This is a genomic window from Arthrobacter gengyunqii, assembly GCF_023022985.1.
GTDB lineage: Bacteria > Actinomycetota > Actinomycetes > Actinomycetales > Micrococcaceae > Arthrobacter_B > Arthrobacter_B gengyunqii.
Genome location: NZ_CP095461.1, coordinates 1,875,706 through 1,900,934 on the forward strand (window position 1 = coordinate 1,875,706; position 25,229 = coordinate 1,900,934).

Sequence of the window (25,229 nt, forward strand, 5' to 3'; positions counted from 1 at the left end):
GTTGAATGCGTTCACTATGGACCAGTGTCTTGTGCCGCGTCCAGAACCTGTTGTCTACTCACCCATAGGTGAAACCAATGCTTCGCCGCTGAGGGGTTCTGCGAAGGATCCGTCGTCCGAATGCAAGGGAGCTTTCATGGACGTCAGGCACCTGAAATACTTTCTGGCCGTTGTGGACCACCAGGGGTTTACCCGCGCCGCCGAGCGGCTGCTCATTGCCCAGCCGTCCCTCTCGCAGACGATCAAGAGCCTGGAACGTGATTTGGGGGTTCCGCTCTTTCACCGGGTCGGCCGGAATGTGGTGCTGAGCGAGGCCGGGAGGGAACTGGTGGGGCCGGCGCGCGTCGTCGTCCGCGATCTGGAAGCGGCACGCTCCGCGATCGACGAACTCAAGGGCATGCGCCGGGGGCGGCTGGATGTCATCGCCATGCCCTCGCCCGCCATTGAGCCGCTGACCTCCATCATTGCCGCCTACGCGCGGACCCATCCCACGGTGACGGTTAATGTCGAGGCAGCCTTCACGAGCGACGACGTTGTGGCCGCCGTTCGTGACGGGAGTTCCGAGATCGGGTTGCTGGGTGCGGACCGTCCGTTCCGGGCAGCGGACATCGACGTCCTGCCGTTGGGCAAGCAACCGCTGATGCTGGTGCTCAATCCCTGCTCGGACCTCTTTCCGCCCGCTGAGAGGAACGAGGACGACTTCGCCTGCGGGCTTACGCTGCGGTGGGAAGACCTCGCAGGCCAGCGGATGGTGGTTTCCCAGCGCGGTTCCCTGATGCGCTGGGCTGTGGACGAGGCCCTGGCCAACGGCGTGGACCTTGAGATTGCCGTTGAAGTGGCGCACCGGACATCCGTCCTGCCGCTGGTCCTGGCAGGGCTGGGGCATGCGGTCCTGCCGTCGTCGTGGTCTCTCCTGGCGCGGCAGTCGGGCCTGCGGACCGCACGTCTCGACCCCGAGGTCCTGCTGCACGTCTGTGCCCTGAGCCGGGCGGCCGAGCTGACCCCGGCGGCCCGGGCCTTCCTTGGCGTCGCCGCGGGACAGCAGCCGGATATGACCTCCATCGGCGAGGCATCGCCCGTCGGATAGCGAACACCTATTGGTCGGATGCGGAATCCGTCTTAGACGCTGCGCCCCGGGTGGGATGTAGTGGGGACGGGATGCAGTGGGCGGGATGGAGTGGGTCCGGCACCGCGTACGAAAAGGGAGCAGGATATGCCTGAGCGAAGGATCCATCGGATAGCCGCAATTCCGGCCGACGGGGTGGGGAAGGAAGTCATAGCCGCAGGGCGGCAGGTCCTGGACGCTCTGGCAGAACAGTCCGGGGGAAGTCCGGACGGGAGCGCGGCGGGTTCGTTTGGCTTTGAGTGGCAGGAATTCCCGTGGGGATCCGAGTACTACGCCGAGCACGGCCGCATGATGGACCCGGACGGGCTTGACGTGCTGCGCGGCTTCGACGCCATTTACTTCGGGGCCGTGGGGTGGGAGAACGTTCCGGACCATGTGAGCCTGTGGGGGCTTCGGCTAAACATCACGCAGAACTTTGACCAGTGGGCCAACGTGCGCCCGGTGACATTCCTGCCGGGTGTCGAGTCCCCGCTGCGCAAGGCCGACCGGATGCCGCTGGACTGGGTGGTGGTCCGGGAGAACAGCGAAGGCGAATACGCGGGACTGGGAGGGCGGAATCTCTCCGGCCGGGGACCGGGCAACGAAGTGGCAGTACAGACTGCTCTGTTCACGGAGAAGGGGTGCGAGCGCATCATCCGCTTTGCCTTTGACGTCGCCCGCACCCGTCCGGTGCGGAAGGTTTCAAGTGTCACCAAGTCCAATGCACAGCAGTACGGCTCGGTGCTCTGGGACGACGTGTTCAAGCGCGTGGCGCCCGACTATCCGGACGTGAGAACCGAGAGCGTGCTGGTGGATGCGATGAGCGCCAAGTTTGTCCTGCATCCGGAGGACCTGTCAGTGGTGGTGGCATCCAACCTGTTCGCCGACATCCTCTCGGACCTTGGCTCGGCGCTCGCGGGCAGCCTGGGCCTGGCGGCCAGCGCAAACCTCAATCCGGAGCGCAGGTTCCCGTCAATGTTTGAGCCGGTGCACGGGTCTGCTCCGGATATTGCCGGCCGCGGAATCAGCAACCCCGTGGGTGCCATATTGAGTGCCGCACTGATGCTGGACCATCTGGGCCTGCCCTCGACTGCCCGGCGACTGGAGGCGGCCGTGGCTGCCGTTACGGCAGCCGGCATCCGTACCCTCGACGTCGGGGGATCCGCGGGTACGGAAGAGGTGGCAGCTGCGGTAATTGAGGAGCTGAGACGCCCTCAGCCGCCCGATACCGTCTTGAACTAACCGATGCGGGCCAGGATTTCCCGGGTGAACTCCTCGGTCCCGGCGGTGCCGCCCAGGTCCCGGGTCCGCACCGGCGAATCCGCGAGCACACCGAACACCGCTTCGAGCACCTCGGCTCCCGCCTCCGGATGCCCCAGATGGTCCAGCATCATGGACGCGGACCAGATGGCGCCCAGCGGGTTGGCCACGCCCTGTCCGTAGATATCCGGGGCCGAGCCGTGCACGGGCTCGAACATGGAGGGGTACTCCCGCTCGGGGTTGAGGTTGGCGGAGGGAGCAATGCCAATGCTGCCGGCTATGGCGGCCGCCAGGTCGCTGAGGATGTCGCCGAACAGGTTGGAGCCCACAATGACATCAAAGTGGGACGGGTTCAGCACCACCTTCGCGGCCAGGGCGTCAATGTGTTCGGAGTTCCACTTCACTTTGGGGTAGTCCGCCGCGCGTTCCTGCAGCAGCTCGTCCCAGAACGGCATGGTGTGGATAATGCCGTTGGATTTGGTGGCGGAGGTCAGCACACCGCGGCGCTGGCCGGCCAGATCAAAGGCATAGTCCAAAATCCTGGTGACGCCGGCGCGGGTGAAGACCGATTCCTGGATTGCCATCTCGGAAGGAAGGCCGCGGTTCAGGCGGCCGCCGATCTCCGAGTACTCGCCCTCGCTGTTTTCACGCACCACCACAAAGTCGACGCCGGGGTCCGTCAGTTCGCGGCGCAGGGGACTGGGAACACCGTCCAGGACCCGGATGGGACGAAGGTTCACGTACTGCCGGAACTCGCGGCGGATGGGGATCAGCAGCCCCCACAGGCTCACGTGGTCCGGCACGCTGGGCCAGCCGACCGCGCCGAGCAGAATCGAGTCGTGCCCGCGGATCTGGTCCAGTCCGTCCGAGGGCATCATGGCGCCCTGCTCCAAATAGCGCTGGCAGGACCAGTCAAATTCGTCATAGGTGAGGTCAATGCCGTGGCGGCGGGCGACGGCGTCGAGCACCGCCCGGGCAGGCGGCAGCACCTCGTGGCCAATGCCGTCGCCGGGAATGAGTGCAATGCGGTAGCGGTCAGTCATGAGCCCCATCACATCGGGAACGTACCCGTAATGTCAAAGTCCGCAGTGGATAAGGCGCGGCCCGCGGGTTGCTCCGTCAGCGGGCCAGGATGTGCCGCAGGTAGCGGCGGGGTTCGTTCAGATAGGACTTCCAGTTCGAAACCAGGTCCAGGTCCTCCCAGTTCCGCCGGGCAATTCCATGCTCGCCGGTTTCGTAGATGGTGGCACCCGGCAGTGAAGCCAGTACGGGGGAGTGTGTTGCACACAGGATCTGGGAGCCGTTGGCCGCCAGATCATCCAGCACGCCGATCATCGCCAAGGTGGAGCTGAAGGACAACGCTGCCTCCGGCTCGTCGAGGCAGTAGAAGCCGGGGGAATCCAAGTACGTCTCGGCTACGGCGAGAAAGGACTCTCCGTGGCTCATGGTGTGGAAATCGTGGCCGCCCTCGAGCTGGTCCTGAAAGGTATAGAAGCCGTGCATGGTCTCGGCCCGCAGGAAGAACCCCCACTTAGCTGCGCCCGCCTGCCGGACCAGTGAAATCCAGCTGCTCAGCGGTGATTCGGTTCCGTGCGTCGAGTGGGCCGAATGGACACTGCCGCCCTCGGGTCCAAGACCGTAGGCTGCCGCCACCGCCTCCACCAGGGTGGATTTTCCGCTCCCGTTCTCGCCCACCAGGAACGTTACGCCCGGGGGCAGTTCGAGTCCGGAGTCCAGGACGGCAGCGACGGCGGGAATGTTTGCCGGCCACTGGTCCCGCGGAATATCCGCGTCTTTCCGAACACGTACTTCGCGGACGAGCCGCGCATCATCAAACCCCCGGGATTCTCGCATGCCTCCAGTCTGGCAGGTTGGCCCTTCCGAACCTCAGCTTCTGACGGTGCGGACAAGCGCACGAATACCGGCGAAGGCCGCTGCACCGCCCAGGATCCAGGGTCCCGCGGCAATAAGGGGAACCACTGCCTGTTCCTTCAAGTCGGCCCGGTTCCTGCCAAACCTGGAGGAGAATCCGTGCCGCGTAAATTCACTGAGCACCCCCGACTCGGTGACCGGGTTGTCCGGATGCAGGGTGAGGAAGGAACGCAGATGGCTCCCGCCTGCGTCCACGCGGTCGGCGGCGATCAGGATAAGCCAGTGGGCTGCCCGGGCTTCGCCGTACCTGTAGGCATACCGTCTCATCACGCCGGAAACTCCCTTGAGCGGCACGGCGGTCCCAAACACGGGAGTTACGAACTCGTGTTCGATGGAGCGTTCCCTCGGCTGCTTCTCCGGCTGCCGCTCAGGAAAGTCCCAGTGCGCACCGGTCACCAGATCGGTGCGTTCCTTGGGCCCCGACGGACGGTCGGCCGGGTCCAAATCCGCACCCCAGCCCGGAATGCGTGCCCGGAGCTCCTCGTTGGAGAATTTCCGTTTCGGCGCCCCGGCGATATAGGGGGTGCTTGGCTTTTCCGGCATGGTTTCCTCTCCTTCAGGACGCGCTGGGGATGATAAGGGGTTTGATGCAGTCATCGAGCTTGGCCGAGAACATGTGGTATCCCTCGGCTATGTGTTCCAGGGGTATGCGGTGCGTGATGATGTCGCTGGGTTTGAGGTAGCCGTTGCGGATGTGCTCGAACAAACGCGGCCACTGCCGCTTGGCCGGACACTGGTTCATCCGGAGCGTGAGCCCCTTGTTGAGGGCGTCGCCGAACTTTACGGCACTGAAGATGGGACCGTAGGCTCCGACCACGGACACGGTCCCGGCCTTGCGCACGGAATCAATGGCCCAGTTCAGTGCCACTGGAGAGCCGCCCTGCAGTTTGAGCTGCGAAGCGGTGACGTTCTGGAGAAAGCTCCCGTCCGCCTCCGCGCCGGCAGCATCGATCACCACATCTGCGCCAAGGTAGTCGGTGGTCTTCTTCATCTCCACCACGATGTCGTCGTACTCGGCGAAGTTGTATGTTTCGGCGTGCGCAAACGTTCGGGCCTTGGCGAGCCGGTATTCCAGATGGTCGACGACGATGACGCGTCCGGCGCCCATCAGCCAGGAGGACTGGGCCGCGAACAGCCCCACCGGCCCGGCACCGAATACGATGACGGTGTCACCTTCCCGGATGTCCCCCAGCTGCGCACCGAAATATCCGGTGGCCAGGGCATCGGTCAGCAGCAGGGCGTCTTCCTCATCCATCCACTGGGGAATGATGCTGGGACCGACGTCGGCAAAGGGAACCCTGACAAACTCGGCCTGCCCGCCGTCGTACCCGCCGCAGGTGTGGGAGTAACCGTAGATGCCACCCACCGCCGTCGCGTTGGGATTCACGTTGTGGCAGTTGGAGTACAGGCCGCGCGTGCAGAAATAGCAGCTGCCGCAGTAGATGTTGAAGGGGACCATGACCCGGTCTCCCACGCTCAGGTTCTGTACTGAGGAACCCACCTCGTGAACCACGCCCACGAACTCGTGCCCAAAGGTGGTTCCTACCCGGGTATCGGGCATCATCCCGTGATAGAGGTGCAGATCGGACCCGCAGATGGCCGCTGCGGTCACCCGAACAATGGCATCATTCGGGTGCTCAATGGCGGGAATGGCCTTTTCTTCGACACGGACCTTGTACGGCCCGCGGTACACCATGGAGCGCATCGTTTCCCCTTTGCAAGCATGCTGATGGATTTCCCACCATCCCTGCGGATGCTTGTGGCCGTCAAGGGGCACGCGGTGCTCCGATCCCACCGACGCCGGTCGGCCGAGGGCAAACCGCTAGGAGTCGTAAACAGCCTTGACCGCGGCCAGCCACTGACCATGACGCTGGTCTCCGCGGCCGTCCCGCCGGAAGCACGCGGCGCCGCCCTGGCACTGCGGCTCCTGGGCAACCGGGTGGGGCAGGTTCTCCTGCCTGCAGCCGCGGGCCTGGCAGCTGCCCCGCTGGGACCCAGCGGAGCAGTATGGACTGCATGCCTGGTCATGGCGGTGAGTGCAGCGGTCAAGGCACCCGCCGCACGGCGCGACGGAACTGCGGAGTCCTGAGCCCTGGGTCAGCCGACGAGCCCGACGAGCCCGACGACCATCCTCGAACACTTGTTCTAATACGGTATGTCTTGGTGGAGTGGACCGGGATGAGCGCTATCCGGATCGCCTGTCAGCACTCCAGTCGTAGCCGAACCTCGCCACACAGTGCCACACCTTCTTCAGGGTCTGCCGGTCAAACCGCTCTTCCCGGACCGCATCGCCGATGATGCGGGCGTCAAGCCAGCCGTTCTCGGCGATGCTTTGTCCGGCGGAGACGATGTCCTCGCCCCGGTATGAGGCGTGTTTTCCCAGCTCAGCTGCGCTGAGCCGGAAACCGGCATGCCACTCCAGCGCGCACGGCAGCGTGTGCGCCGCAGCTTCAATGTCTGTATTCCGGTAGGCCGGGTCCAGCACCAGCGCTGCAATGTGGCTGCCGACCACCAGGGGACCGTGGACATGCGCTTCAATGTGGTCATCCAGGACGTCCTGCCCGGACCACCGTGCGTGTTCACTGGCCAGAGCCACCAGGGGCATCCGTTCCATGGTTCCAAAGTGTTCCGGCTCTGTACTGCTGTCCGGGAAGCAGTACGTTACGCGGGGGTATTCCGCACGCCGAAGCCGCAGATGCGAGGACCCGAACCGAACCGCTCCACCCACGTCTCGTCGACGGTAGTTCAGGGAGCCGTACTTCGGCCGCTGACTCGGCGGGGCGTCGTCGTACGCTCCGCCGAACATGTCATGCTCCCAGCGCCAGCGGTCACCGCCCGGCCAAGCAGTGAGACCGCCGTTGCCTGTTCCTGTTTCAAACTGTGATCGGTAGAGGCCGTCAGCGGCAAGGAAATCCAGCAGCGCAACCCCCTTCACGGGGGCGTCCGGATGGAAGTGAATGGTCACGTCCAGGGACAGGTCCAACGGAGGTCCTGCTGTCCGGTTGCCGACATAGTCGATGGCCCGTTCCCAGGGGGGGCGGAAGAAGTGTCATTGATCCTGACATGGCGCACACCTTACTCACTCCGGCGGAAGGACGGCGAGGGGGACAGCCCGAATCGCTCCGGCGCTCGCAGGTATCCCTGAAGTTGTCCGGCGCTCGCCGGTTCACGTTCGCCGTGTGGGTACGGCTGCCCTGTCAGCACACGACGGGGGAGCGGAGCCACCCGACTGGGAGCATACCGGGCCTAGCGTCTGGGCAGCGCTCGCAGATGCTGGCGCAGGCCGGGAATGGCGAAGTCGACCTTCCCGTGAGCAGTGGATTGGATGAGCCCGGCTGCGAGCAACCGGGAGCGGTAGTTTGCCACCAAATTAGTCTTGGCCCCGATGCGGCGGCCAATGTCTCCGGCCAGGGAGGGACCGTCATCCTCGGCCATGGCGAAAAGGAAGTCCATGTCTTTGGGGGAGGCAGCGGCAAGGGCGGCTTCGATGACAGTGCGGGCATTGCGGCGGTTTGCCGCCGCAATGGCCCGGTCGACGGTTTCGGATGTAAGACTGCCCTGATTGCCTTCCGCTTCGCGCCAGAGGAAGTAACCGACCAGCTGAATAAGGAACGGATACCCGCCCGTGGCTTCCGATGCCCGGCGCACAAGCCCGGGGGAGACCTCGATGGATGCTTGGGAGAAGGTGACTGCGAAGGACTCTTCCACTTCCCGGACAGCGGCGGCGTGAAGATCGATCTTGTCAGCCCGGCGGAGGAACGTGGCCACTCCTTCGTTGAGCAGGTCGGACACAGCGGCCGGAAGTCCGGCGAAAACCAGTCCAATGGGCAGCCGGTCCTGGATGAAGTGCTGGACGCTGGCTGCCAGCTGGGCAAGTTCGGTGCGGTCAGCAGCATGGATCTCATCCACAGTGATGATCAGCCCGTTGCCGCGCTCATCCAAGAGCCTCAGGAGCTCCTCACCCAGTGTCCGCCACGCAACCTGGCGTTCGGGCGGGAGCTGGGTGGTGATGCTGAAGCCGGCGGCGGCGATTGCCGTGATTCGGCGGTTTACCGGGCCGGGTCCGAGCTCCTCAGCGATAGCCCGCATGGATTCTCCGATCCGGCCCATGAAGCCGGCGGTGGCGGTCTCGGAAATGACGGCCCAGCCCTTTTCCCGGGCTATGTCGTGGGCGGCACCCAGCATGACGGTCTTGCCGATTCCACGGGCGCCGGTGAAGATCGTCAAAAGTCCCGGAGCGCCGGACCCCAGGCGTAGTCCGTACTCGAACTCGTCGAGCACTCCTGCGCGGCCCAGGATTTGCGGGGGTGTTGCTCCTGCCGATGGGCGGAAGGGGTTCTCCATCAGCAGGCTCCCTGTGAGTTTGTATGAGTCTTGTGAGTTTCCGTCTCCGACATGCTGTGAGTTTATGTGAGTATGGTGAGTTTTGCCATCGGTGCCCGCCCGGGAGTTTCCACTTTCTTTGGCAACAAGGGTTGACGATGGCGACGCGTCAGCTTACGTTGACGATATGGCTACACGGGACGACTTGATCAGTGATGGCACCAGCCGTGATCCCGCCGTGGGATTGCGCGCAGTGGCTGCCCTGCGGCGCCTCGTGGAACAGCTTGAGGATCTCCAGGTGGAGAATGCCCGGCGTTTGGGCTGGTCGTGGGCGGAGATTGCCGCCGTCGTCGGGGTATCAAAGCAGGCAGTGCACAAAAAGCATGCGGGGCGGCTCGGCCGGTCCAAGGACAGGGGAGACAGCGATGTTTGAACGGTTCACGCAGGACGCACGCACAATTGTCATTGAAGCGCAGGAACAGGCAAGGACGCTGGAGGCCCGCGAAATCACGGCGGACCATCTCCTCCTCGGCATCTTGGCCGGCGGCGACAATCCCGCCACCCGGGTCCTGCACCAGTTCGGCATCGAGAGTGATGCCGTGGCACAGCGCGCTTCGGGACTCGGCGCCGCTGACGCCCAGGCGCTGGAGGCCATCGGCGTCGATTTGGACGCGGTCCGGAAGAGCGTGGAAGCCAGCTTCGGGGCCGGAGCGCTGGACCGGCCGCCGCGCCGGCGCAACCGGTTCCCGGGCCGCCGCAGCAGCGGACATATCCCCTTCACAGCGTCAGCCAAGGGAGCCTTGGAACATTCACTGCGCCAAGCGATCGCGCTGAACGATAAGGCGATTACCGTTGAGCACATCCTGCTGGGGCTGATTGCCGAGGACTCCGGGCTGGCGGCGCGAACGATCGCTTCACTGGGAGTAGACCCGGCACAGGTGCGGGCAGCCGTGCTCCGGGAACGGGGAAAGGCCGCCTAGCAACACTTGCGGCTACAGGCGGTGGACTGAGCAGGGGAGTGCCGGCCGTTCATTCTGCCGCCCGGCGCAACAGCATGTCCCGCTCCCTGGTGTTCCCCGCTAGTGCTGCCGCGGCGGTGAACTCGGCACGAGCCTCGGCCGACCGTCCGAGACGGGACAGCAGCTCGCCTCGCACACTGGGCAGCAGGTGGGATCCCCGCAGTACTCCCTGCGCAACGAGGCGGTCCGCAATCGCCAGCGCAGTTTCCGGGCCGGTAGCCATGGAGACCGCCACTGCCCGATTGAGTTCCACCACAGGGCCTGGCGCCAGCCGGCCAAGAGCCTCGTACAGCAGCACAATCTGCGGCCAGTCCGTGCCATCGACGTTCGCAGCAACACAGTGGCATTTGGCGACGGCTGCCTGCAGGGCATAGTTGCCTCGTCCACGCCCGAGTGCATCCGCGCGTGCCAGGGCTTCGCGTCCGCGTTCAATCCCGCCCCGATCCCAGGAACTCCGGTCCTGCTCCGCCAGCAGGATCGGAGTTCCGTCGACTCTGGTCCGGGCCGCAAACCGGGCGGTCTGGAATTCCATCAGCGCAACGAGCGCATGAGCCTCCGGTTCCCGGGGCACCAGCCGCGCCAGGACCCGGCCCAGCCGCAGCGCTTCGCCCGCCAGGTCCTGCCGTATCCATTGATCGCCTGATGTTGCCGAGTACCCTTCAGTAAACATCAGGTAGATGACGCGGAGCGCGCCGGCCAACCGAGGCTCCCACTCAGAGGGCTCGGGCACCTCAAAGGGCACTTTCGCGGCGGCCAGGGTCTTTTTGGCCCGGACAATGCGCTGCTGCACCGTAGCCACGGGGACCACGAAGAGCCTGGCGATTTCCCTGGTCGACAACCCACCCACCACCCGAAGCGTCAGCGTAATCTGCGCCAGAAGGGAGAGCTCCGGATGGCAGGCGGAAAAGACCAGCCGGAGGACGTCGTCGGGCACCGGGTTCCAGTCCGCGACGACGTCCTCCTGCGCCTCCTGCGCGAGCCGACGGTACCGCTCTTCCAGCCGCTCGGTCCGCCGCCAACTGTCAATGGCCCTTCGTTTGGCCACCGCGGTGAGCCAAGCAGCCGGATTGCGCGGCACACCGGCTGCGGGCCACTGGGCAAGCGCCTCCGCAACGGCTTCCTGCGCCATGTCCTCGGCGAAACCAACGTCACCGGTGACCCGCGCCAGGGCAGCGACAATCCGGGGTCCTTCGATCCGCCACAGCGCCTCGATACGGCGGGGGACCGCACCCCGACGGGGCTCTTCCTGGGCCACGGAGGGTTCCGGTCCGGCGGCTACGCGTTTCCCGCGCGAAGCGCCGCCTCGTCGTCGCGCCATCCCGCTTCCTTCCGGATGTACTCGTTGTCAGCGAACGCGGCGAAGTCCTCGGGCTCGGTTACCCGTCGGACCTCCAGCTTCGAGCCGGCACCCAGGGGACAGCGCCTGGCCCATTCGGCGGCTTCGTCCCTGGAGGACACCTGCAGGATCCAGAAGCCGTTGAAGAGTTCGTGGGTCTCGCCGTATGGTCCGTCGGTAACCAGCGGCGGGTCATCCGAGAAATCAACGACGAAGGCGTTGTCGGAGTCCTGTGCCACATCGGCCAGGCCCTCTCCGGCGAGCAGGACTCCGGCATTGATCATCGACTCGTTGTAGGCGCCCATCCGATTGATGACCTCCTCGAAGGGCAGATCCTTGTAGGCTTCCTGTGCTGCGTCAGTGGAACGCATGATGAGCATGTACTTCATGGCTGACTCCTTCTCCTCACGAAGCCGCGGCATGCGACTTCTACTATGCCGTCGAACGGCACGCAGGGATATCGACGTCGGAAAGAATCTTTTTGCGCAGGCCGCTGAGCAGCGGGCGGTCGCGGCAAGGCATCGTGCGCCGCACCGTGCGCCGCCAACTGGTCTGGCACCGCCAGCACCGGTGCGGGGGACCCCTTCCCCAGCACTACTTGACATAATGTAGATTATCGGCGTTATAGGGAGTTGGCTGGAGAGGGGTTGATTGCCGGATTTCCATCCACGCAGGAACATGCCCATCCATTGGCCGGTTACGCCTCCTCCGAGAAGCTTCCCGCCCATCGGCCCGGCCTTGCGGGCTGACTCGGAGCCGGAGCCAGCACGGACCGCCGCAGACGTGCATACGGGTTGCGTAGTGCAGGCTACGTTTCACCGCCCGTTCCGACCCCGCATGAGTTGACATAACGTCCCCCCTGGGGAATTAGCCGAGCGCTTGGACCGTTGCATGTTGACATAACGCACACCACCGCAGGAACCGTGCGTAAGCCCGGCTGCCGCGCAGCTTGTCATAACGCATAGGCAGCCGTCGCAGACAGCCAGTGGCGACATGACATAACTGACAGAAGAACCCGAGCGGGCCCCTCCCCGATCCGCCCCGCAGGTGCACGCCTGATCTGCGAAAAAATAGGGTCCAGATCACTTCCGCCACAGCACCTTAGGGCCTATGATTCGCTTTTGCGTTCCGAGTTGGTGAAACCGGCCCTTGTGGCTATATGATCTACGCCTAACCCCCCAAATTTCAGGAGATAAGCACTTCACATGGCTACTGATTACGATGCTCCGCGCGTCAAGGAAGAAGACCGCCCCAGCGATTCCCTTGAGGGGCTGAAAGCCCAGCAGCGCGGCGGCGCAATGACGGCCGTTCGGGACGTCGCTGACGAAACGGATGCCATCGACGGCTTCGAACTTCCCGGTGCGGATCTGTCCGGCGAAGAGCTGCTCATTAAGGTTGTCCCGGCACAGGCTGACGAGTTCACCTGCATGTCCTGCTTCCTGGTGCGGCACCGCTCACAGATCGCCAAGGAAAAGAACGGCGACAAGTACTGCGTGGACTGCGAAGGCTGAGTCCGCCGCTATCCGGTTTGGATGCGAACGACTCTGTCGCGGCATCCAAACCGGCTATTTTTTTGCCTGTAACCATCTATTCCACGGCTTGAACCACTTCATTGCGGCGCAGGAACCATGGCTTGTAGGGCGGGTCAAACAGGGCGAACCGCGGCATGCCCACCGGGGTCAGGCCGGCGGACTCCACCGCCTCCCCCAGTGCCTCAGCGTGGTCCAGATAGTTGCGTGACGTCCACCTGCCCGAGAAAGAGGCTGCCGCGCCCCGGCTTGCCGGCATCGTCACGATCGTGACGGCGGGATCGTCCGGGTCCGGTGCCGCGTTGGGGGTCAGCGTTTCCGGAAGCACAAAGGCCACGGTATAGGTTCCCTCGAGGGGTTGCGGCTGAAGTACCACCGGCGCCGTCATGGGAATTTTGACCGGCAGCGGAACATCCGCGGGGTTATGGGACGGATTGGCACCGCTGGGCATGTTCTTGCCGCTGATGTAGCCGAACAAATAGCGGAACGCAGTGTTGCCCGCCGCCTCCAAAGACGAATGGACTGTCACCTGCGCCACCAGATGGGCCGGGTAATTCCGCAGCTCGAAGCCGGGAAGAACGGCAAGCACCTGGTACGGCTGCTGTTCTGTCATATGGCGTGAGGATACCCGCCTGATGCTGCTTTGAGAACGGTGCAAGCAACTAGGATGGGGCAGTGCCCTCAGAAACCTCACTCATCCGCGATCTTGTTCTCCCGCTGCTGGAAACGGATCTGCCGCCGATCGTTCAACTGGGTCATCCCGCCCTGCGGGCGGAAGCGCTCCCCTACGACGGCCAACTCGACAGCAGCGAACTCACTGCCCTGATCGATCTCATGCGCCGGGTTATGCATGCGGCTCCCGGGGTGGGGCTGGCTGCCCCGCAGCTGGGCATTCCGCTGCAGATCGCCGTGCTCGAAGATGCGTTTGAGGATCCGGAGCAGACTGACGTCCGCGATCGCCGTCCACTGCCCTTCTTCGCCGCCATCAACCCCGTCTGCACGCCTGCGTCCGAAGACCTGGTGGAATTCTTCGAGGGCTGCCTCTCATTCAACGGCTATCAGGGCGCCGTCCCGCGCTACCGGACCGTTTCCCTGCAGTACACCGACGCGCAGGGGGCAGCCTCCCGGCGTGTTTTCGAAGGCTGGCAGGCTCGGATTGTGCAGCATGAAACCGACCATCTGGCCGGCACGGTCTATGTCGACAAGGTCCTGACCCGGTCGCTGTGCAGCAACGCCGAATACCTGCGCCGCTGGGCCTCGCCCTCCATTGACGAGGCCCGGCGGGGACTGGGCTTTTAGACGCCCACGAGCCTAGGCGACGACGGCGTCCGAAAGCCCGGCGGTCTCCCCCTGGTTCGCAGGCGTCGGCAGCCACCGTGCCCACCAGCGCAGGATGTGCTCGAAGCGCTGCCGCCGGTGCCAGGGTGTTCCGGCCCGGGACAGTTCGTGGTTTTCACCGGGGAACAGCAGCAGTTCCGCGGGAACGCCGTGCTGTTTGAGCGCCGTGTAATAGCGCTGTGCCTGCTCCACGGGGCAGCGAAGGTCCTCTTCTGAGTGGATCACCAGGGTTGGTGTGCGCACCTCTCCAACCCTGGCCATCGGACTCTGTGACAGCACCTTGTCCGGGTCAGCCCCGGTATAGGCGGCGCTGAAGAACCAGCCGATGTCAGCGGAACCTATGAAGGACAGCGGATCCAGGAACCCGCGTTCCACAATGGCGGCAGTGAACCGGTGGTCATTGGCGATCGTCCACGCGCTGAGATATCCGCCGTAGGAACCACCCATCACCCCCAACCGCTCGCCGTCCAAGTCCGGATGGGCCCGGAGCACGCCCTCCAGGAAGGACAGGACGTCATCCAGGTCCACCGTCCCCATGGCTTCCTTGATCACCCTGCCGTGTTCCTGACCGTATCCGGCCGATCCGCGCGGGTTGCACTGCACCACCGCGTATCCAGCCGCTGCGTAAGCCTGCGCTTCGTCGAAGTACGCGCAATCGAACTGGGCGAACGGACCGCCGTGGATGTTGAGCAGCACCGGATGCGGGCCCGGCCCTTCGGGAAGAACCACCCAGCCGTGCACCGGGTACCCGTCCCGGGACGGGTGCGTTTCCTCTTCCACGGGAACCGGCAGGGCCCGCGACCGCAGCCGTGCGGAGAAATCCGTCAGGGTCCGGAGCCGGCCTGCTTCCACCGCAGCCACTTCTCCCATGGTGTCTGCGTCCGCATAGCTGACGACGACGGCGCCGGCAGCTGCCGCTGCTCCCTGGATCACGCGGGGACCGCTGACAAGCACCTGCTGCTCCCCCCAGGCATTGATTTGCAGCAGTTCCACGGTGCCCCGGGTGCGGTTGAATACGAGGACGGCCGAACCGCCGGCCGGGACGATGCCGCCCTCCGCCAGATCGACGTTTTCCGGGTCCGTGAGCCGGACGGCCGGTGCTGAAGCGTCCGACGGCATGACGTACAGCGAGGTGTTGCGCGCCACGAAGTCAGTGCCGGAGGCGGAGAGTTCCGAGGCCAGGAAGAACAGCCATTCGCCGTCGTCGCTGGGCGTCGGAGTGTCAGCACCCAGCAGGGAACCGGCACCGGTGCCCGTGTTGGTGAGACGCTCCGGCTCTCCGCCGGAAAGCTCAAGGGCGTAGACGTCGGACACCAGATCCTCGTCGGCACCGTCATGGAGTGCGGCAGTAAACAGGACGCGTTTGCCGTCGGCTGAAAAGACCGGCGCCGAGGCATCGGCGTTGGCGGCGGTGAGTTGCCGGACCGCAGGGAACCGCTCCGGGGCATCCTCGCTGAGAGCCTCTTTGGCCCGGCCCGCCGGCTCAATCCAAGGTTCGGCGTCCAGCGCCGGCAGATCCAGAAGGAAAGCCTGCACGCGTTTGTCCGCCGTGTAGCCGGCACCGTTGGCCCGGTACTTGTAGCTGCTGATCAGGCGTGGATCCTCCGCACCCGGACCAACGCCGTCGACCGTTCCGTACCGGCCGTGCAGGGGTACCCGAGAGGTGAACACCACTTGGGTGGAATTCGGCGAAAAACGGAACCAGCTCACGCCCAGCGCGGAATCGGTGAGCTGCACCGGTTCCCCGCCCGCCGCAGGAACAGCGAAGAGCTGCGGTTTGCTGCCGGGAGCGGAGCGCAGGAAGGCGAGAATTTCTCCGTCCGGCGAGAACCGGGGCTGGGTGTCGGAGAAGCCGAGCGTTATGCGGCCCGGAACACCGCCGTCGGCCAGGGGCACGGACCAGAGTTGGCCTACGTAGGCGTCGGCCGTGAAATCGGGCCGGGTGGCGGACACCACGGCATGCGTGCCGTCCGGGTGGATAGTAGGAGCAGAAACAGACGTCAGGAGATCCAGATCACATGGTTTCACCCGCTCGAGCCTACTACCGGTGCGGTTCCCGGAAGGCGCAGCGGCACACCTTGGATCGCACCTAAGACAGCGGGCCGCACCTAAGATGGAAGGATGCCTCATCCTCCCCTCTCCCTGCTGCTGTGCCCGGTGTGCCGCGAGCCGTTGTCCGCCGCAGATGAAGAGGACCGGACGCCCAGTCTCACCTGTCCGCAGGGGCACCGTTACGACTCGGCGCGTCAGGGATACTTCAACCTGCTGACCGGCGGCGGTACGAAATTCGCCGCTGACACGGCGGAAATGGTGCAGGCGCGCGTGGATTTCCTTGCCGCCGGGCACTATCGCCGGATGGCGCAGGAGTTGTCCCGGCTGGTGGCGGCGGCCGTGCCCGGTGCGCAGGCAATCCTCGACGCGGGCGCGGGCACCGGTTATTACCTGGGCATGGTTGGCGGGGCGTTGCCTGGCACTGATGCAGTGGCACTGGACATTTCCAAGTTCGCGCTCCGGCGCGCCGCAAGGTCCCTGCCGGCTGCCAGTTGTCTTGTCTGGGACGTATGGCGCCCGCTGCCGCTGGCCGACGCGTCAGTTGACGCGGTGCTGAACGTTTTTGCGCCGCGCAACGCTCCGGAGTTCCGCCGTGTCCTGCGAGACAACGGCGTCCTGGCCGTGGTTACCCCGCAGCCGCGGCACCTGCAGGAAATCCGCGGCTTGGCCGGCATGCTGGAGATCGGCGACGAGAAGGAGGGCCGGGTGGCCGCCGCCATGGAAGGTTACTTCCGTCCGGAGGAAACCCGGCACTGTGAATACGTGATGAATCTCAGTGCGGCGGATGTTCGCAATGTGGCCTTGATGGGGCCATCGGCACGGCATCTGGACCGGGATGCTCTCCGGGACGCTTTGGCGGAACTGCCGGAAACCATCCCGGTGACGGCCTCCTTCTCGCTGCAGCTCTTCCGGGCTTCCTGATACGGGCCGTTCCGGCAGGATATGCCGCCGGACACGGAAAGCGGCACCCAAACGTTATACCCATCAACCGGTGTCCTACGGATTTTCTGCTCCGTATCAGGCACAATGGGCAGCACCGCCCGTACACTCCAACCGCCGTCGCTGCTGTTGGCGGAGCCGAAGGGGAACGACATGCAGGACGTATACCAATGGTTGCTCGACTATGGCTGGGCCGTTTGGCTGGTGCTTTTCCTGGGCTTGGCCGCAATCGAAACGCTGACACTGGACCTGTTTTTTGCCATGCTGTCCGTCGGTGCCCTGGGTGCCATGCTGGCGGCCGTCTTCGGTGCTCCATTGTTCCTGCAGGTGGTGGTTTTCTGCATCGTGGCGCTGCTGATGATCGTCCTCGTCCGGCCCATCGCCCTAAAACATCTGGAGCGCGGCCCCAAGGACCAGCGTTCCAATATTGACCGGCTCATCGGTGCGCCCGCAGTGACGCTTGAAGCCGTATCGGGTTCCGCTGGAACGGTGAAGATCGGCGGTGACATCTGGACTGCCCGCACCCCGGACGGGTCCAGCGTGGACTCCGGCGCTCCGGTGCTGGTCACCCGGATTGACGGGGCCACCGCCGTCGTCGTGGCTGCTCCGGCCGGAGCGCATGCCGCAGACGGCACGGCCGACGAAGAATCCAGCGACGATCCCGGATTTCAGCGTTAAGGGAAGACCAGCGGAAGCACGAACACTACTGAGAACTTATCGCCTGCAGCTCGCTGCGGGCGCCGCCCGGCGGCAGCCGCCGCCGGCAGAGAACCTGGTGGACCCGACGGGTCCGCCAAAACTTGAAGGGGGAATATGAGTTCCGGAGCAACCGGCCTCATCATCATTCTGGCTGTCCTGATTATTTTTGTTCTGGTCATCCTGGTGAAATCGGTCAAGATCATTCCACAGGCCCGTGCCGGCGTCGTAGAACGGCTGGGCAAGTACCAGCGGACGCTGAACCCCGGCCTGACCATCCTGATTCCGTTCGTGGACCGGCTTCTGCCGCTCCTGGACCTTCGCGAACAGGTGGTGTCGTTTCCGCCGCAGCAGGTGATTACCGAAGACAGCCTGGTGGTGTCCATCGATACGGTCGTCTACTTCCAGGTCACCGATCCCCGGGCCGCCACCTATGAGATCGCCAATTACATCCATGCTGTCGAGCAGCTCACCACCACCACCCTGCGCAACGTGGTCGGCGGGCTCAACCTTGAAGAGGCACTGACCTCCCGTGACCGCATCAACGGCCAGCTGCGCGGCGTCCTCGACGAAGCCACCGGCCGCTGGGGCATCCGTGTTTCCCGCGTTGAGCTGAAGGCCATTGAGCCGCCCCTGTCGATTCAGGACTCCATGGAGAAGCAGATGCGCGCCGAGCGTGAACGCCGCGCCACCATCCTTACGGCCGAAGGCACCAAGCAGGCCCAAATCCTGAACGCCGAAGGTCGCCGTCAGGCAGCCATCCTCGCAGCAGAGGGTGATGCCAAGGCCGACATCCTCCGGGCCGACGGTGAGTCCCAGGCCATCGCGAAGGTCTTCGAGGCCATCCATAAGGGGAACCCGGACCAGAAACTGCTGGCGTACCAGTACCTGCAGACCCTGCCGAAGCTGGCCGAGGGCACGTCAAACAAGCTGTGGATCATTCCCAGCGAGCTGGGCGAAGCGCTCAAGGGTGTTGGCAGCGCTTTGGGGAACTATGTTCCTGACCAGTTCTCCGCCAATGGCACAGCGAACGGGACCTCCAACGGCACCGAGCCCGCCGCTTCAGCCGGCACCCGCCCGGCAACCGCCCCCGACGCTCCCGCATTCGCCCCCACCATCGCCGACTCCCCCGACGCCGCACGCTGAGCGGCACGGTTATCCCAAAGTGCGCACGGCCGGTATAATTGGTTGTTTGCCGGGGTCTGCCCCCGCGGCCGCCTTGAAAAGAAGCATCGCAGACACCGTGCCGGAACATTCGGCACGGCATCGGCGTTGACTTCAATGGGCCGTTTGCGGGACGGCACCAGCGGCTCGAGCGCTCCAACTGCGTCCGGGCCGGCGGAACAAAACTTTTACGGTACCGGGGCGGAACGGTACCAACAGCACTACAGATGGATCCCCCGGGATCCTTCGGACTGAAGAGGGAGAAAAGATGAGCGATCGCAGCCTGCGGGGTATGCGCCTTGGCGCGCAGAGCATGGAGACTGAATCCGGCGTTGAGCCGGCTCCCCGCCAGCGGGTGGAATACCGCTGCGAGGACGGCGAACGGGTATTTGTGACGTTCGCCGCCGAGGCCGACGTTCCTCCGGTCTGGGTATCCAAGACCGGCAAGGAAGCCCTCCTGGTTGACGGCGAGAAGCCGGACACCAGCAACGACAAGCCGGTGCGCACCCACTGGGACATGCTGCTTGAACGACGCAGCATTGAGGAACTGGAGACAATCCTCCAGGACCGCTTGACCATCCTGCGGGAACGCCGCGGAGAGCGCACTTCAGCCTCGAAGTAAGGTCACCGGCCCGCTGTTGCGGGCCCGAAGAATAAGGGAGGGCGGTTGCCGTACGGCAACCGCCCTCCCTTTCTTGTCTGTATACAGCCGGGCTGTTCCTAGCCGCGGCGCGTCAGCTTATTCCAGCGGGCACGCATGCCCCACTTGGTGACATTGGCCATGGCTTCAAAGACGATGTTGCCGCTCATCTTGGAAGCACCGAATTCACGTTCCACAAAAGTGATCGGGACCTCCTGAATGCGCAGGCCCAGGCGGGCGACGCGGAAGGTCATGTCCACCTGGAAGCCGTAGCCCACCGACTCGACGGCACTGAGGTCCAGCTGCTCCAGCGTGGTGCGGCGGAAGGCGCGGAAGCCGGCCGTGATGTCGCGGACTCCGATTCCCAGCATGAGGCGCGAATAGGTGCTTCCTCCGCGGGACAGGATCTTTCGGTGCAGGGGCCAGTTGACGACGGAGCCGCCCGGGACCCAGCGGGAACCGATCACCAGGTCGGCGCCGGATTCCGCCGCAGCGAGCAGCAAAGGCAACTGCTCCGGCTTGTGCGATCCATCCGCGTCCATTTCAACGAGGATGTCGTAGTCCCGCTCCAGGCCCCACCGGAAGCCGGCGATATACGCGGCACCGAGCCCTTCTTTGCCCTTTCGGTGCAGCACGTGTACCTGGGGGTCCTTGGCAGCGATCTCGTCCGCATAGGCACCTGTGCCGTCGGGGCTGTTATCGTCCGCAATCAGCACATCCGAATCCGGTACCGCCAGCCGCAGCCGCTGAAGCGTCTTGGGAAGCGATTCGATTTCGTTGTAAGTCGGGATGATCGTCAGGACGCGCACTCAGGTTGCCTTTCATTGGGGAGGCCGCGTGGAACGCAGCCAATGGGGTTCTTACCCCGACACGACTTCCCAGTATATGGGAGCCGCATCCTGGACACTCGCACATGCCGATGCTGCGCCGGTCACATCCTCAGTCCCGGCACACGCAGAGGGGCAGCCCCATCCGCCTTCGGGCCAGAACCGGCCAAGGCCGGAACTGTTTTCTACTGACGGTTGAAACTGCCCCTGATGCGCACTCGTGCCTGCAGTGCTACACACTTCGCACGCAGTGTTTCGCGCGCACGGCGGGATCAGTTTCCTGAGGTCCCGCCGCGATTCCCCTAGCCTACGTGCTGTCACGAATGTGTCAACAAGCCTCTGACTAGGACACTTATCTGTTAACGCAGGTCACGTGGGTGAGCCGTCGTGGCGCACGGAACAGACCGGTCCTAAAAACCTACTGATCGGTAGAGCTGCGTGCCATTGTGCACGGTCAGCAGGCAGCGCGGCTGGTGAGTTGTGTCCAGAGCCGGCAGCAGCGGCGTTCCGGCGCGGGGGTCTGTGCTCCACGCCGCTCCCTTGCCTTCGGGAGTCTGGACCATCAATTCTTCAACTTCCCACACGGCGTAGGACGCCGGAGCTCCCGGTGCCAGCTGGCCAAGCATGAAGTTCGCCGAGCCTGCGGCACGCCAGCCTGCCCGTGTGTGGCCGATGAAAGCGGCACGTGAGGAAATCCGTTCGGCGGCATTGGAATGGAAAACCGCAGCCCGGACGGCGGACCAGGGATCCAGCGGCATGACCGGGCCGTCGGAACCCAACGCCACCAGGACGCCGGCGGAGAGCAGGGACGCGAAGCGGTTCATGGAACTGCTGCGCTCCCCCAGCCGCTGGTCATAAAGCCCGCCGCTGTTGCCCCAGGCGGCATCGAAGCCCGGCTGCATGCTGGCAATGGCGCCGAAACGGACCATCTCTGCGATGGCGGCATCGTCAGCCATTTCCACATGCTCCAACCGGTGGTGGGACGCCCGGATCCGGTCCTCTCCGACTGCCTCGGCGGCAATCCGCAGTCCGGCCAGGACGGTGTCCAGCCCTGCGTCTCCGATCACGTGGAAACCACCCTGCAACCCGGCCCGGGTTGCCAGCTCCAAATGGCGTCCGGCCTGCTCGGCGGTCAGGTACAGGGTGCCGGTGGTCTCGGGGGCATCCGTGTAGGGTGACCGCAGGGCGGCTGTCCGGGCACCGATGGAGCCGTCCATGTTCAGGTCTCCGGCCAGCCCGCGCAGCCTGCCTTCGAAGGGTGCCGTGACCTCGGCCAGTTCTGATTCGGACTGAACCAGCTGTCCCCAGTACGGCAGCACCTCGGGCAGCGGGTCAGCCCCCAGCGATCCCTCCAACCCCATCAGCTGGCGCAGGTCTTCGACCGGGGAAATATGCGGGGCGGCCATCTCGGTTACGGCGATGATGCCTTGGGCCGCGGCATGCTTCAGGGCAGCCTGCTGGTAGCGGGAGCGCTGGGCGAGGTCCAGGGAGCGGGACGCTGTCCGGGCGAGCGTGTGGGCTTCGCGCACCACGAAGCCATTGTCCCAGCCGTCGTGCGCCGCCAGCTTCAGCGCGGCTGCCAGGGTTCCGGAAACCACGGCGCAGTGCACATCGGTGCGCGCCAGGTACACGGGGCGCGATCCTGAGGCGGCATCGAGCTCGGCAGCCGTGGGCACCCGGCGTTCGGGCCAGAACGACTCGTCCCATCCGTAACCCACAATGAGCCCTTCGGTACCGGCGGCAGCCTCGGCAACGAGGTCAAGGAGCTCGGCCAGTGACGCTGCTTTCGTCAGATCCAGAGACGAGAGCGCCGCACCGGTTTCGGTGATGTGTGCATGTGAGTCCACAAAGCCCGGCGTGATCAGGGCACCGCCCAGATCAACCACGTCCATGCGGCTGTCCTGGAGGGAGGCGGCGGCGTGCTCTGACCCGACCCAGGCGACGGTGTCCCCGTCCACCAGCATGGCGGTGGCAAAAGGGTCCGCGGCACTGTAGACGGAACCGTTGCGGTACAGCGTCAGCTTCGAGCTGCTGGGAGCGGGATTGGCGTTCAAGGACTTACCTGTTTCTGTAGTGCTGGACGGCGTGCCGCGCACCGGCGACGGGCCGCGGTTGATGTGGGGTGCCGGCAGGGAAGCCGGCGGGAGGATGCGCGGGAGCTACTCGCTGACCGCCGAGTAGGCAACCACGCCGCGGCGGACCAAACCAATGGCGTCGATGCAGCGGCGGCGAAGGCCCGCGGGCAGATCCGGCACCTTGGCCATCTGGTCAAGGAGGTCGATTACCTGTTTGGTCCACCGGACAAAGTCTCCGGCAGCGAGCTCGGTGCCGTTCAAGGCCAGCTGCAGGTGCTTTCCCTTGGCCCACTTGTACATGGGCCACACCAGGCCAAGGTCGGGCTCGCCCGTTTGCGGCAGCCGCTCGGACTCTTCCAGGTCGGTCAGCCGGGACCACTGGCGAACGATGACATCCATGGCAACCTCGAGGGAAACACTCGGCAGCTTGGGGCGCAGTCCCCGCTCCTCACGCTTCGCCTGGTACACCAGGGTGGTAGCCAGCGCCGCCAGTTCGGCGGCATCTACGTCGTTGAATGCCCCGTTTTGCAGCGACAGGGCTATCAGCAGGTCCTTCTCGCCGTAAATGCGGCGCAGCTTCTGGCCGTTCGGAGTTACGACCACACGCCCGGTTTCGTCCGGAGCCACATATCCGTACCTGCCCAGCACATCGCACACCCGGTCAAAGGTCTTGGCGATGGTGTTGGTGCGGCCGCGGATCTGGCCCACCAAGTTGTCCGTTTCGCGGCGCAGTTTCCACCAGCGTTCGGCCCAGCGTGCATGGTTCTCCCGGTCGCTGCAGCCGTGGCAGGGATGTGCCCGCATTTTCCGGCGCAGCTCGGTGATGGCCTGCTCCTGCCGGCTGGCGCCGCCAATGTGCAGGGCTGCGCCGCGCTTGGTGGAAGCCCGCGGCGGACGGTGCTCATGCAGGGCGTTGCGCATTGACGATGCGAGGTCGCGGCGGTCCTTCGTCACCCGGGAGTTGAAGGATTTGGGAATCCGGATGTGTGAAACGGTTTCCACCGCTCCGTCCAGCTCCTGCGCGGTGATCCGGCGCACCTGCTTGTCTTCGGTCAGCACAGTGGTTCTTGCCTCCCGGCCCGGAGAGGATTCGTGCGGCAGCACCACCGCGTAGCCGGAATCGCGGCCGCCGGGGATCAGGATGACGTCGCCGGGAACCAAACCGTCAAGCGAGGCGGCGACGGCGGAGCGGCGGTCCCGGGCGCGCGTCTTCGACGCCTGCGTCTCGAGATCGGACAGTTCCCGGCGCAGCGCTGCGTACTCGGTGAAGTCCCCCAGGTGGCAGGTCATGGCCTTTTCGTAGCCGGCCAGGGATTCCTCCCGGGAGCGGACCTGCTTGGCCAGTCCCACCACGGAGCGGTCTGCCTGGAACTGGGCGAAGGAGGATTCGAGGATTTCCCGGGACCGCTCCCGCCCGAACTGCGCCATCAGGTTGATGCTCATGTTGTACGTGGGGCGGAAGCTGGAGTTCAGCGGATAGGTTCGCCGGGAGGCGAGGCCGGCGACGGCGGCCGGATCGGTGCCGGGCTGCCACAGCACCACGGCATGGCCTTCGACGTCGATGCCGCGGCGGCCGGCACGTCCCGTGAGCTGGGTGTACTCCCCCGCCGTGATGTCCACGTGGGCTTCCCCGTTGAACTTGTCCAGCTTCTCCAGGACAACGGTGCGGGCCGGCATGTTGATGCCGAGGGCGAGGGTTTCAGTGGCAAAGACCGCCCGGACCAGCCCGGCGGTAAACAACCGCTCCACCACCTCCTTGAAGGTGGGCAGCATGCCGGCGTGGTGGGCGGCAAATCCGCGGATCAGGCCTTCCCGCCAGGTCCAGAATCCCAGGACTTCCAAGTCATCCTCGGGGATGTCCTGGCTGGCTTCGTCCACGATGCGGGCAATCGCGATCCGTTCCGGCTCGCTGGTCAGCCAAAGGCCGGAATCGACGCACTGGCGCACTGCACCTTCGCAGCCGTTGCGGGAAAAGATGAATGTGATGGCCGGAAGCAGTCCGCGTTTGTCCAGCTGGGAAATCACCGCGGGACGGGAAGCCTTTGGAATTCTGCTGATGGGCGGACCGGAGTGACCGCGCCGGGAGGCGTCGCGGTGGCCGTTGCGTGAGGAACCGCGCGAGCCTCCCCAGTGTCCGCCGTGGCCGCGCTGGTTGATCCGGGATTCGGCGCGGGCGAGCTCCAGAAGTTCGGGGTTCACCCGGTACCGTTCCTGGACGCCGGCGGGCTGCTCGGGTTCCGCAGCCTCGTCGAAGGAGACATCGGCTTCGAAGAGGTCCATGATGTCCCGGCCCACCATGACGTGCTGCCACAGCGGAACGGGCCGGTGTTCGGAGACCACGACGTCGGTGTCCCCCCGGACAGTGTCCAGCCACGCGCCGAATTCCTCCGCGTTCGAGACCGTGGCGCTCAGCGACACCAGCTGCACGTCCGAACTTAGGTGGATGATGACCTCTTCCCACACCGCGCCGCGGAACCTGTCGGCCAGGTAGTGCACCTCGTCCATCACCACATAACCCAGCTCATCCAGCGTGGACGAGTTGGAGTAGAGCATGTTGCGCAGGACCTCGGTGGTCATGACTACCACGTCGGCATCCGGGTTGATGCTCGTGTCCCCGGTGAGCAGTCCCACGCGGTCCGATCCGTAGGACGCGGACAGCTCGAGGTACTTCTGGTTACTCAGGGCTTTGATGGGAGTGGTGTAAAAAGCCTTCAGCCCGCGTTCAAGGGCCATGTAGACAGCAAACTCCCCCACCACCGTTTTTCCGGCGCCGGTCGGTGCGGCCACCAGCACACCGCGTCCGGCCTCAACGGACCGGCAGGCTTCCGATTGGAAGGGGTCAAGGTCAAAGCCAAGCTGCTGCTCGAAGACGGCCAGCTGGGTCTTGGAGTGCTCGGAACGTTCTTTCGCGGCCAGGTACCGCTCCGACGGGGAAGTCATATTCCAAGCCTAGACTCTGCGGGGGCCGGGCGGCGCCATGTGCCCCCGGCTCCG

The 25,229-nt window shown here is 64.9% G+C and carries 24 protein-coding genes; 11 read left to right on the forward strand and 13 right to left on the reverse strand.

The genetic code is table 11. The features are described from left to right. The first annotated feature begins 136 nt into the window (after positions 1–136). Both MUG94_RS08565 and MUG94_RS08570 read left to right on the forward strand, forming a co-directional pair. Positions 137–1,087, forward strand: a complete 951-nt coding sequence (locus tag MUG94_RS08565; protein WP_227907830.1) for a LysR family transcriptional regulator — start codon at positions 137–139, stop codon at positions 1,085–1,087. Positions 1,088–1,213: 126 nt separating this feature from the next. After that, positions 1,214–2,347, forward strand: coding sequence for a tartrate dehydrogenase (locus MUG94_RS08570; protein WP_227907829.1), 1,134 nt, complete (start codon positions 1,214–1,216; stop codon positions 2,345–2,347). Here the strand turns inward: MUG94_RS08570 and MUG94_RS08575 are convergent. From MUG94_RS08575 to MUG94_RS08590, 4 genes are all read right to left on the reverse strand, one after another. Continuing rightward, entirely contained in the window at positions 2,344–3,408 is a 1,065-nt protein-coding gene (locus MUG94_RS08575) for a tartrate dehydrogenase (RefSeq protein ID WP_227907828.1), read from the reverse strand. The genes MUG94_RS08570 and MUG94_RS08575 overlap by 4 nt on opposite strands. Before the next feature lie 76 nt (positions 3,409–3,484). After that, positions 3,485–4,219, reverse strand: a complete 735-nt coding sequence (locus MUG94_RS08580; protein ID WP_227907827.1) for an AAA family ATPase — start codon at positions 4,217–4,219, stop codon at positions 3,485–3,487. Between the two features lie 33 nt (positions 4,220–4,252). Beyond that, positions 4,253–4,840 carry a hypothetical protein gene (locus MUG94_RS08585; protein ID WP_227907826.1) on the reverse strand — a complete coding sequence of 196 codons (588 nt, stop codon included), beginning with the start codon at positions 4,838–4,840 and terminating at the stop codon, positions 4,253–4,255. A 13-nt stretch (positions 4,841–4,853) separates the two neighbouring features. Further along, positions 4,854–6,002: a zinc-dependent alcohol dehydrogenase gene (locus MUG94_RS08590; RefSeq protein WP_227907825.1), complete on the reverse strand. Its 1,149-nt coding sequence runs from the start codon at positions 6,000–6,002 to the stop codon at positions 4,854–4,856. Between the two features lie 24 nt (positions 6,003–6,026). Between MUG94_RS08590 and MUG94_RS08595 the strand changes: the two genes are divergently transcribed. Next, positions 6,027–6,386: a hypothetical protein gene (locus tag MUG94_RS08595; protein WP_341482156.1), complete on the forward strand. Its 360-nt coding sequence runs from the start codon at positions 6,027–6,029 to the stop codon at positions 6,384–6,386. Between the two features lie 96 nt (positions 6,387–6,482). On the opposite strand, the gene MUG94_RS08600 is transcribed toward MUG94_RS08595, so the two are convergent. Beyond that, a complete protein-coding gene (locus MUG94_RS08600; protein ID WP_227907824.1) occupies positions 6,483–7,280 on the reverse strand; it encodes a DUF3626 domain-containing protein in 798 nt (265 codons plus the stop codon). Between the two features lie 263 nt (positions 7,281–7,543). Further along, on the reverse strand, positions 7,544–8,641 hold the full coding sequence (locus tag MUG94_RS08605) for an ATP-binding protein (protein ID WP_227907823.1): 1,098 nt from the start codon (positions 8,639–8,641) through the stop codon (positions 7,544–7,546). A 166-nt stretch (positions 8,642–8,807) separates the two neighbouring features. Between MUG94_RS08605 and MUG94_RS08610 the strand changes: the two genes are divergently transcribed. Together MUG94_RS08610 and MUG94_RS08615 are read left to right on the forward strand one after the other, a co-directional pair. Continuing rightward, entirely contained in the window at positions 8,808–9,053 is a 246-nt protein-coding gene (locus tag MUG94_RS08610) for a hypothetical protein (protein WP_227907822.1), read from the forward strand. Then, on the forward strand, positions 9,046–9,600 hold the full coding sequence (locus tag MUG94_RS08615) for a Clp protease N-terminal domain-containing protein (protein ID WP_227907821.1): 555 nt from the start codon (positions 9,046–9,048) through the stop codon (positions 9,598–9,600). Before MUG94_RS08610 ends, MUG94_RS08615 begins: the two co-directional genes overlap by 8 nt. Before the next feature lie 49 nt (positions 9,601–9,649). On the opposite strand, the gene MUG94_RS08620 is transcribed toward MUG94_RS08615, so the two are convergent. Both MUG94_RS08620 and MUG94_RS08625 read right to left on the reverse strand, forming a co-directional pair. Continuing rightward, positions 9,650–10,957 carry an RNA polymerase sigma factor gene (locus MUG94_RS08620; protein WP_227907820.1) on the reverse strand — a complete coding sequence of 436 codons (1,308 nt, stop codon included), beginning with the start codon at positions 10,955–10,957 and terminating at the stop codon, positions 9,650–9,652. Next, positions 10,915–11,364 (reverse strand): YciI family protein, encoded by a 450-nt coding sequence (locus MUG94_RS08625; protein ID WP_227907819.1) that lies wholly within the window; start codon positions 11,362–11,364, stop codon positions 10,915–10,917. The genes MUG94_RS08620 and MUG94_RS08625 overlap by 43 nt, the downstream gene beginning before the upstream one ends. 816 nt (positions 11,365–12,180) lie before the next feature. On the opposite strand from MUG94_RS08625, the gene MUG94_RS08630 reads away from it, so the two are divergent. After that, positions 12,181–12,486, forward strand: coding sequence for a DUF4193 domain-containing protein (locus MUG94_RS08630; protein WP_104054271.1), 306 nt, complete (start codon positions 12,181–12,183; stop codon positions 12,484–12,486). A gap of 76 nt (positions 12,487–12,562) precedes the next feature. On the opposite strand, the gene MUG94_RS08635 is transcribed toward MUG94_RS08630, so the two are convergent. Beyond that, positions 12,563–13,117: an SOUL family heme-binding protein gene (locus MUG94_RS08635; RefSeq protein WP_227907818.1), complete on the reverse strand. Its 555-nt coding sequence runs from the start codon at positions 13,115–13,117 to the stop codon at positions 12,563–12,565. A 62-nt stretch (positions 13,118–13,179) separates the two neighbouring features. Between MUG94_RS08635 and MUG94_RS08640 the strand changes: the two genes are divergently transcribed. Then, the gene (locus MUG94_RS08640; protein ID WP_227907817.1) at positions 13,180–13,803 is read left to right on the forward strand and encodes a peptide deformylase; all 624 of its coding nucleotides are present in this window, start codon (positions 13,180–13,182) and stop codon (positions 13,801–13,803) included. Between the two features lie 12 nt (positions 13,804–13,815). Here MUG94_RS08640 and MUG94_RS08645 read toward each other — a convergent pair whose 3' ends face one another. Then, complete coding sequence (locus MUG94_RS08645; protein ID WP_227907816.1) at positions 13,816–15,870, reverse strand: S9 family peptidase; 2,055 nt, start codon at positions 15,868–15,870, stop codon at positions 13,816–13,818. Positions 15,871–15,963: 93 nt separating this feature from the next. On the opposite strand from MUG94_RS08645, the gene MUG94_RS08650 reads away from it, so the two are divergent. From MUG94_RS08650 to MUG94_RS08665, 4 genes are all read left to right on the forward strand, one after another. Further along, positions 15,964–16,815 carry a putative RNA methyltransferase gene (locus MUG94_RS08650; RefSeq protein ID WP_227907815.1) on the forward strand — a complete coding sequence of 284 codons (852 nt, stop codon included), beginning with the start codon at positions 15,964–15,966 and terminating at the stop codon, positions 16,813–16,815. A gap of 171 nt (positions 16,816–16,986) precedes the next feature. Continuing rightward, the gene (locus MUG94_RS08655) at positions 16,987–17,511 is read left to right on the forward strand and encodes an NfeD family protein (RefSeq protein WP_227889773.1); all 525 of its coding nucleotides are present in this window, start codon (positions 16,987–16,989) and stop codon (positions 17,509–17,511) included. Between the two features lie 135 nt (positions 17,512–17,646). Continuing rightward, entirely contained in the window at positions 17,647–18,675 is a 1,029-nt protein-coding gene (locus MUG94_RS08660; RefSeq protein WP_227889774.1) for an SPFH domain-containing protein, read from the forward strand. Positions 18,676–18,961: 286 nt separating this feature from the next. After that, entirely contained in the window at positions 18,962–19,315 is a 354-nt protein-coding gene (locus MUG94_RS08665; RefSeq protein WP_104054264.1) for an RNA polymerase-binding protein RbpA, read from the forward strand. Positions 19,316–19,413: 98 nt separating this feature from the next. Here the strand turns inward: MUG94_RS08665 and MUG94_RS08670 are convergent, their stop codons facing one another. The 3 genes from MUG94_RS08670 to MUG94_RS08680 all read right to left on the reverse strand — a co-directional run bounded on the left by MUG94_RS08670 (position 19,414) and on the right by MUG94_RS08680 (position 25,175). After that, on the reverse strand, positions 19,414–20,142 hold the full coding sequence (locus MUG94_RS08670; protein WP_227907814.1) for a polyprenol monophosphomannose synthase: 729 nt from the start codon (positions 20,140–20,142) through the stop codon (positions 19,414–19,416). Positions 20,143–20,570: 428 nt separating this feature from the next. Then, entirely contained in the window at positions 20,571–22,214 is a 1,644-nt protein-coding gene (locus MUG94_RS08675) for an amidohydrolase (RefSeq protein ID WP_227907813.1), read from the reverse strand. Between the two features lie 105 nt (positions 22,215–22,319). Then, the gene (locus tag MUG94_RS08680) at positions 22,320–25,175 is read right to left on the reverse strand and encodes a DEAD/DEAH box helicase (RefSeq protein WP_227907812.1); all 2,856 of its coding nucleotides are present in this window, start codon (positions 25,173–25,175) and stop codon (positions 22,320–22,322) included. Positions 25,176–25,229: the final 54 nt, after the last annotated feature.

Excerpts from the sequence above, each read along its gene's own strand:
- MUG94_RS08610 (WP_227907822.1), top strand. The coding sequence starts at position 8,808 with ATGGCTACACGGGACGACTTGATCAGTGATGGCACCAGCCGTGATCCC.
- MUG94_RS08575 (WP_227907828.1), bottom strand. The coding sequence starts at position 3,408 with ATGACTGACCGCTACCGCATTGCACTCATTCCCGGCGACGGCATTGGC.
- MUG94_RS08580 (WP_227907827.1), bottom strand. The coding sequence starts at position 4,219 with ATGCGAGAATCCCGGGGGTTTGATGATGCGCGGCTCGTCCGCGAAGTA.
- MUG94_RS08625 (WP_227907819.1), bottom strand. The coding sequence starts at position 11,364 with ATGAAGTACATGCTCATCATGCGTTCCACTGACGCAGCACAGGAAGCC.
- MUG94_RS08665 (WP_104054264.1), top strand. The coding sequence starts at position 18,962 with ATGAGCGATCGCAGCCTGCGGGGTATGCGCCTTGGCGCGCAGAGCATG.
- MUG94_RS08660 (WP_227889774.1), top strand. The coding sequence starts at position 17,647 with ATGAGTTCCGGAGCAACCGGCCTCATCATCATTCTGGCTGTCCTGATT.
- MUG94_RS08615 (WP_227907821.1), top strand. The coding sequence starts at position 9,046 with ATGTTTGAACGGTTCACGCAGGACGCACGCACAATTGTCATTGAAGCG.
- MUG94_RS08630 (WP_104054271.1), top strand. The coding sequence starts at position 12,181 with ATGGCTACTGATTACGATGCTCCGCGCGTCAAGGAAGAAGACCGCCCC.
- MUG94_RS08635 (WP_227907818.1), bottom strand. The coding sequence starts at position 13,117 with ATGACAGAACAGCAGCCGTACCAGGTGCTTGCCGTTCTTCCCGGCTTC.
- MUG94_RS08590 (WP_227907825.1), bottom strand. The coding sequence starts at position 6,002 with ATGCGCTCCATGGTGTACCGCGGGCCGTACAAGGTCCGTGTCGAAGAA.
- MUG94_RS08565 (WP_227907830.1), top strand. The coding sequence starts at position 137 with ATGGACGTCAGGCACCTGAAATACTTTCTGGCCGTTGTGGACCACCAG.
- MUG94_RS08680 (WP_227907812.1), bottom strand. The coding sequence starts at position 25,175 with ATGACTTCCCCGTCGGAGCGGTACCTGGCCGCGAAAGAACGTTCCGAG.
- MUG94_RS08650 (WP_227907815.1), top strand. The coding sequence starts at position 15,964 with ATGCCTCATCCTCCCCTCTCCCTGCTGCTGTGCCCGGTGTGCCGCGAG.
- MUG94_RS08585 (WP_227907826.1), bottom strand. The coding sequence starts at position 4,840 with ATGCCGGAAAAGCCAAGCACCCCCTATATCGCCGGGGCGCCGAAACGG.
- MUG94_RS08595 (WP_341482156.1), top strand. The coding sequence starts at position 6,027 with ATGGATTTCCCACCATCCCTGCGGATGCTTGTGGCCGTCAAGGGGCAC.
- MUG94_RS08620 (WP_227907820.1), bottom strand. The coding sequence starts at position 10,957 with ATGGCGCGACGACGAGGCGGCGCTTCGCGCGGGAAACGCGTAGCCGCC.
- MUG94_RS08605 (WP_227907823.1), bottom strand. The coding sequence starts at position 8,641 with ATGGAGAACCCCTTCCGCCCATCGGCAGGAGCAACACCCCCGCAAATC.
- MUG94_RS08570 (WP_227907829.1), top strand. The coding sequence starts at position 1,214 with ATGCCTGAGCGAAGGATCCATCGGATAGCCGCAATTCCGGCCGACGGG.
- MUG94_RS08655 (WP_227889773.1), top strand. The coding sequence starts at position 16,987 with ATGCAGGACGTATACCAATGGTTGCTCGACTATGGCTGGGCCGTTTGG.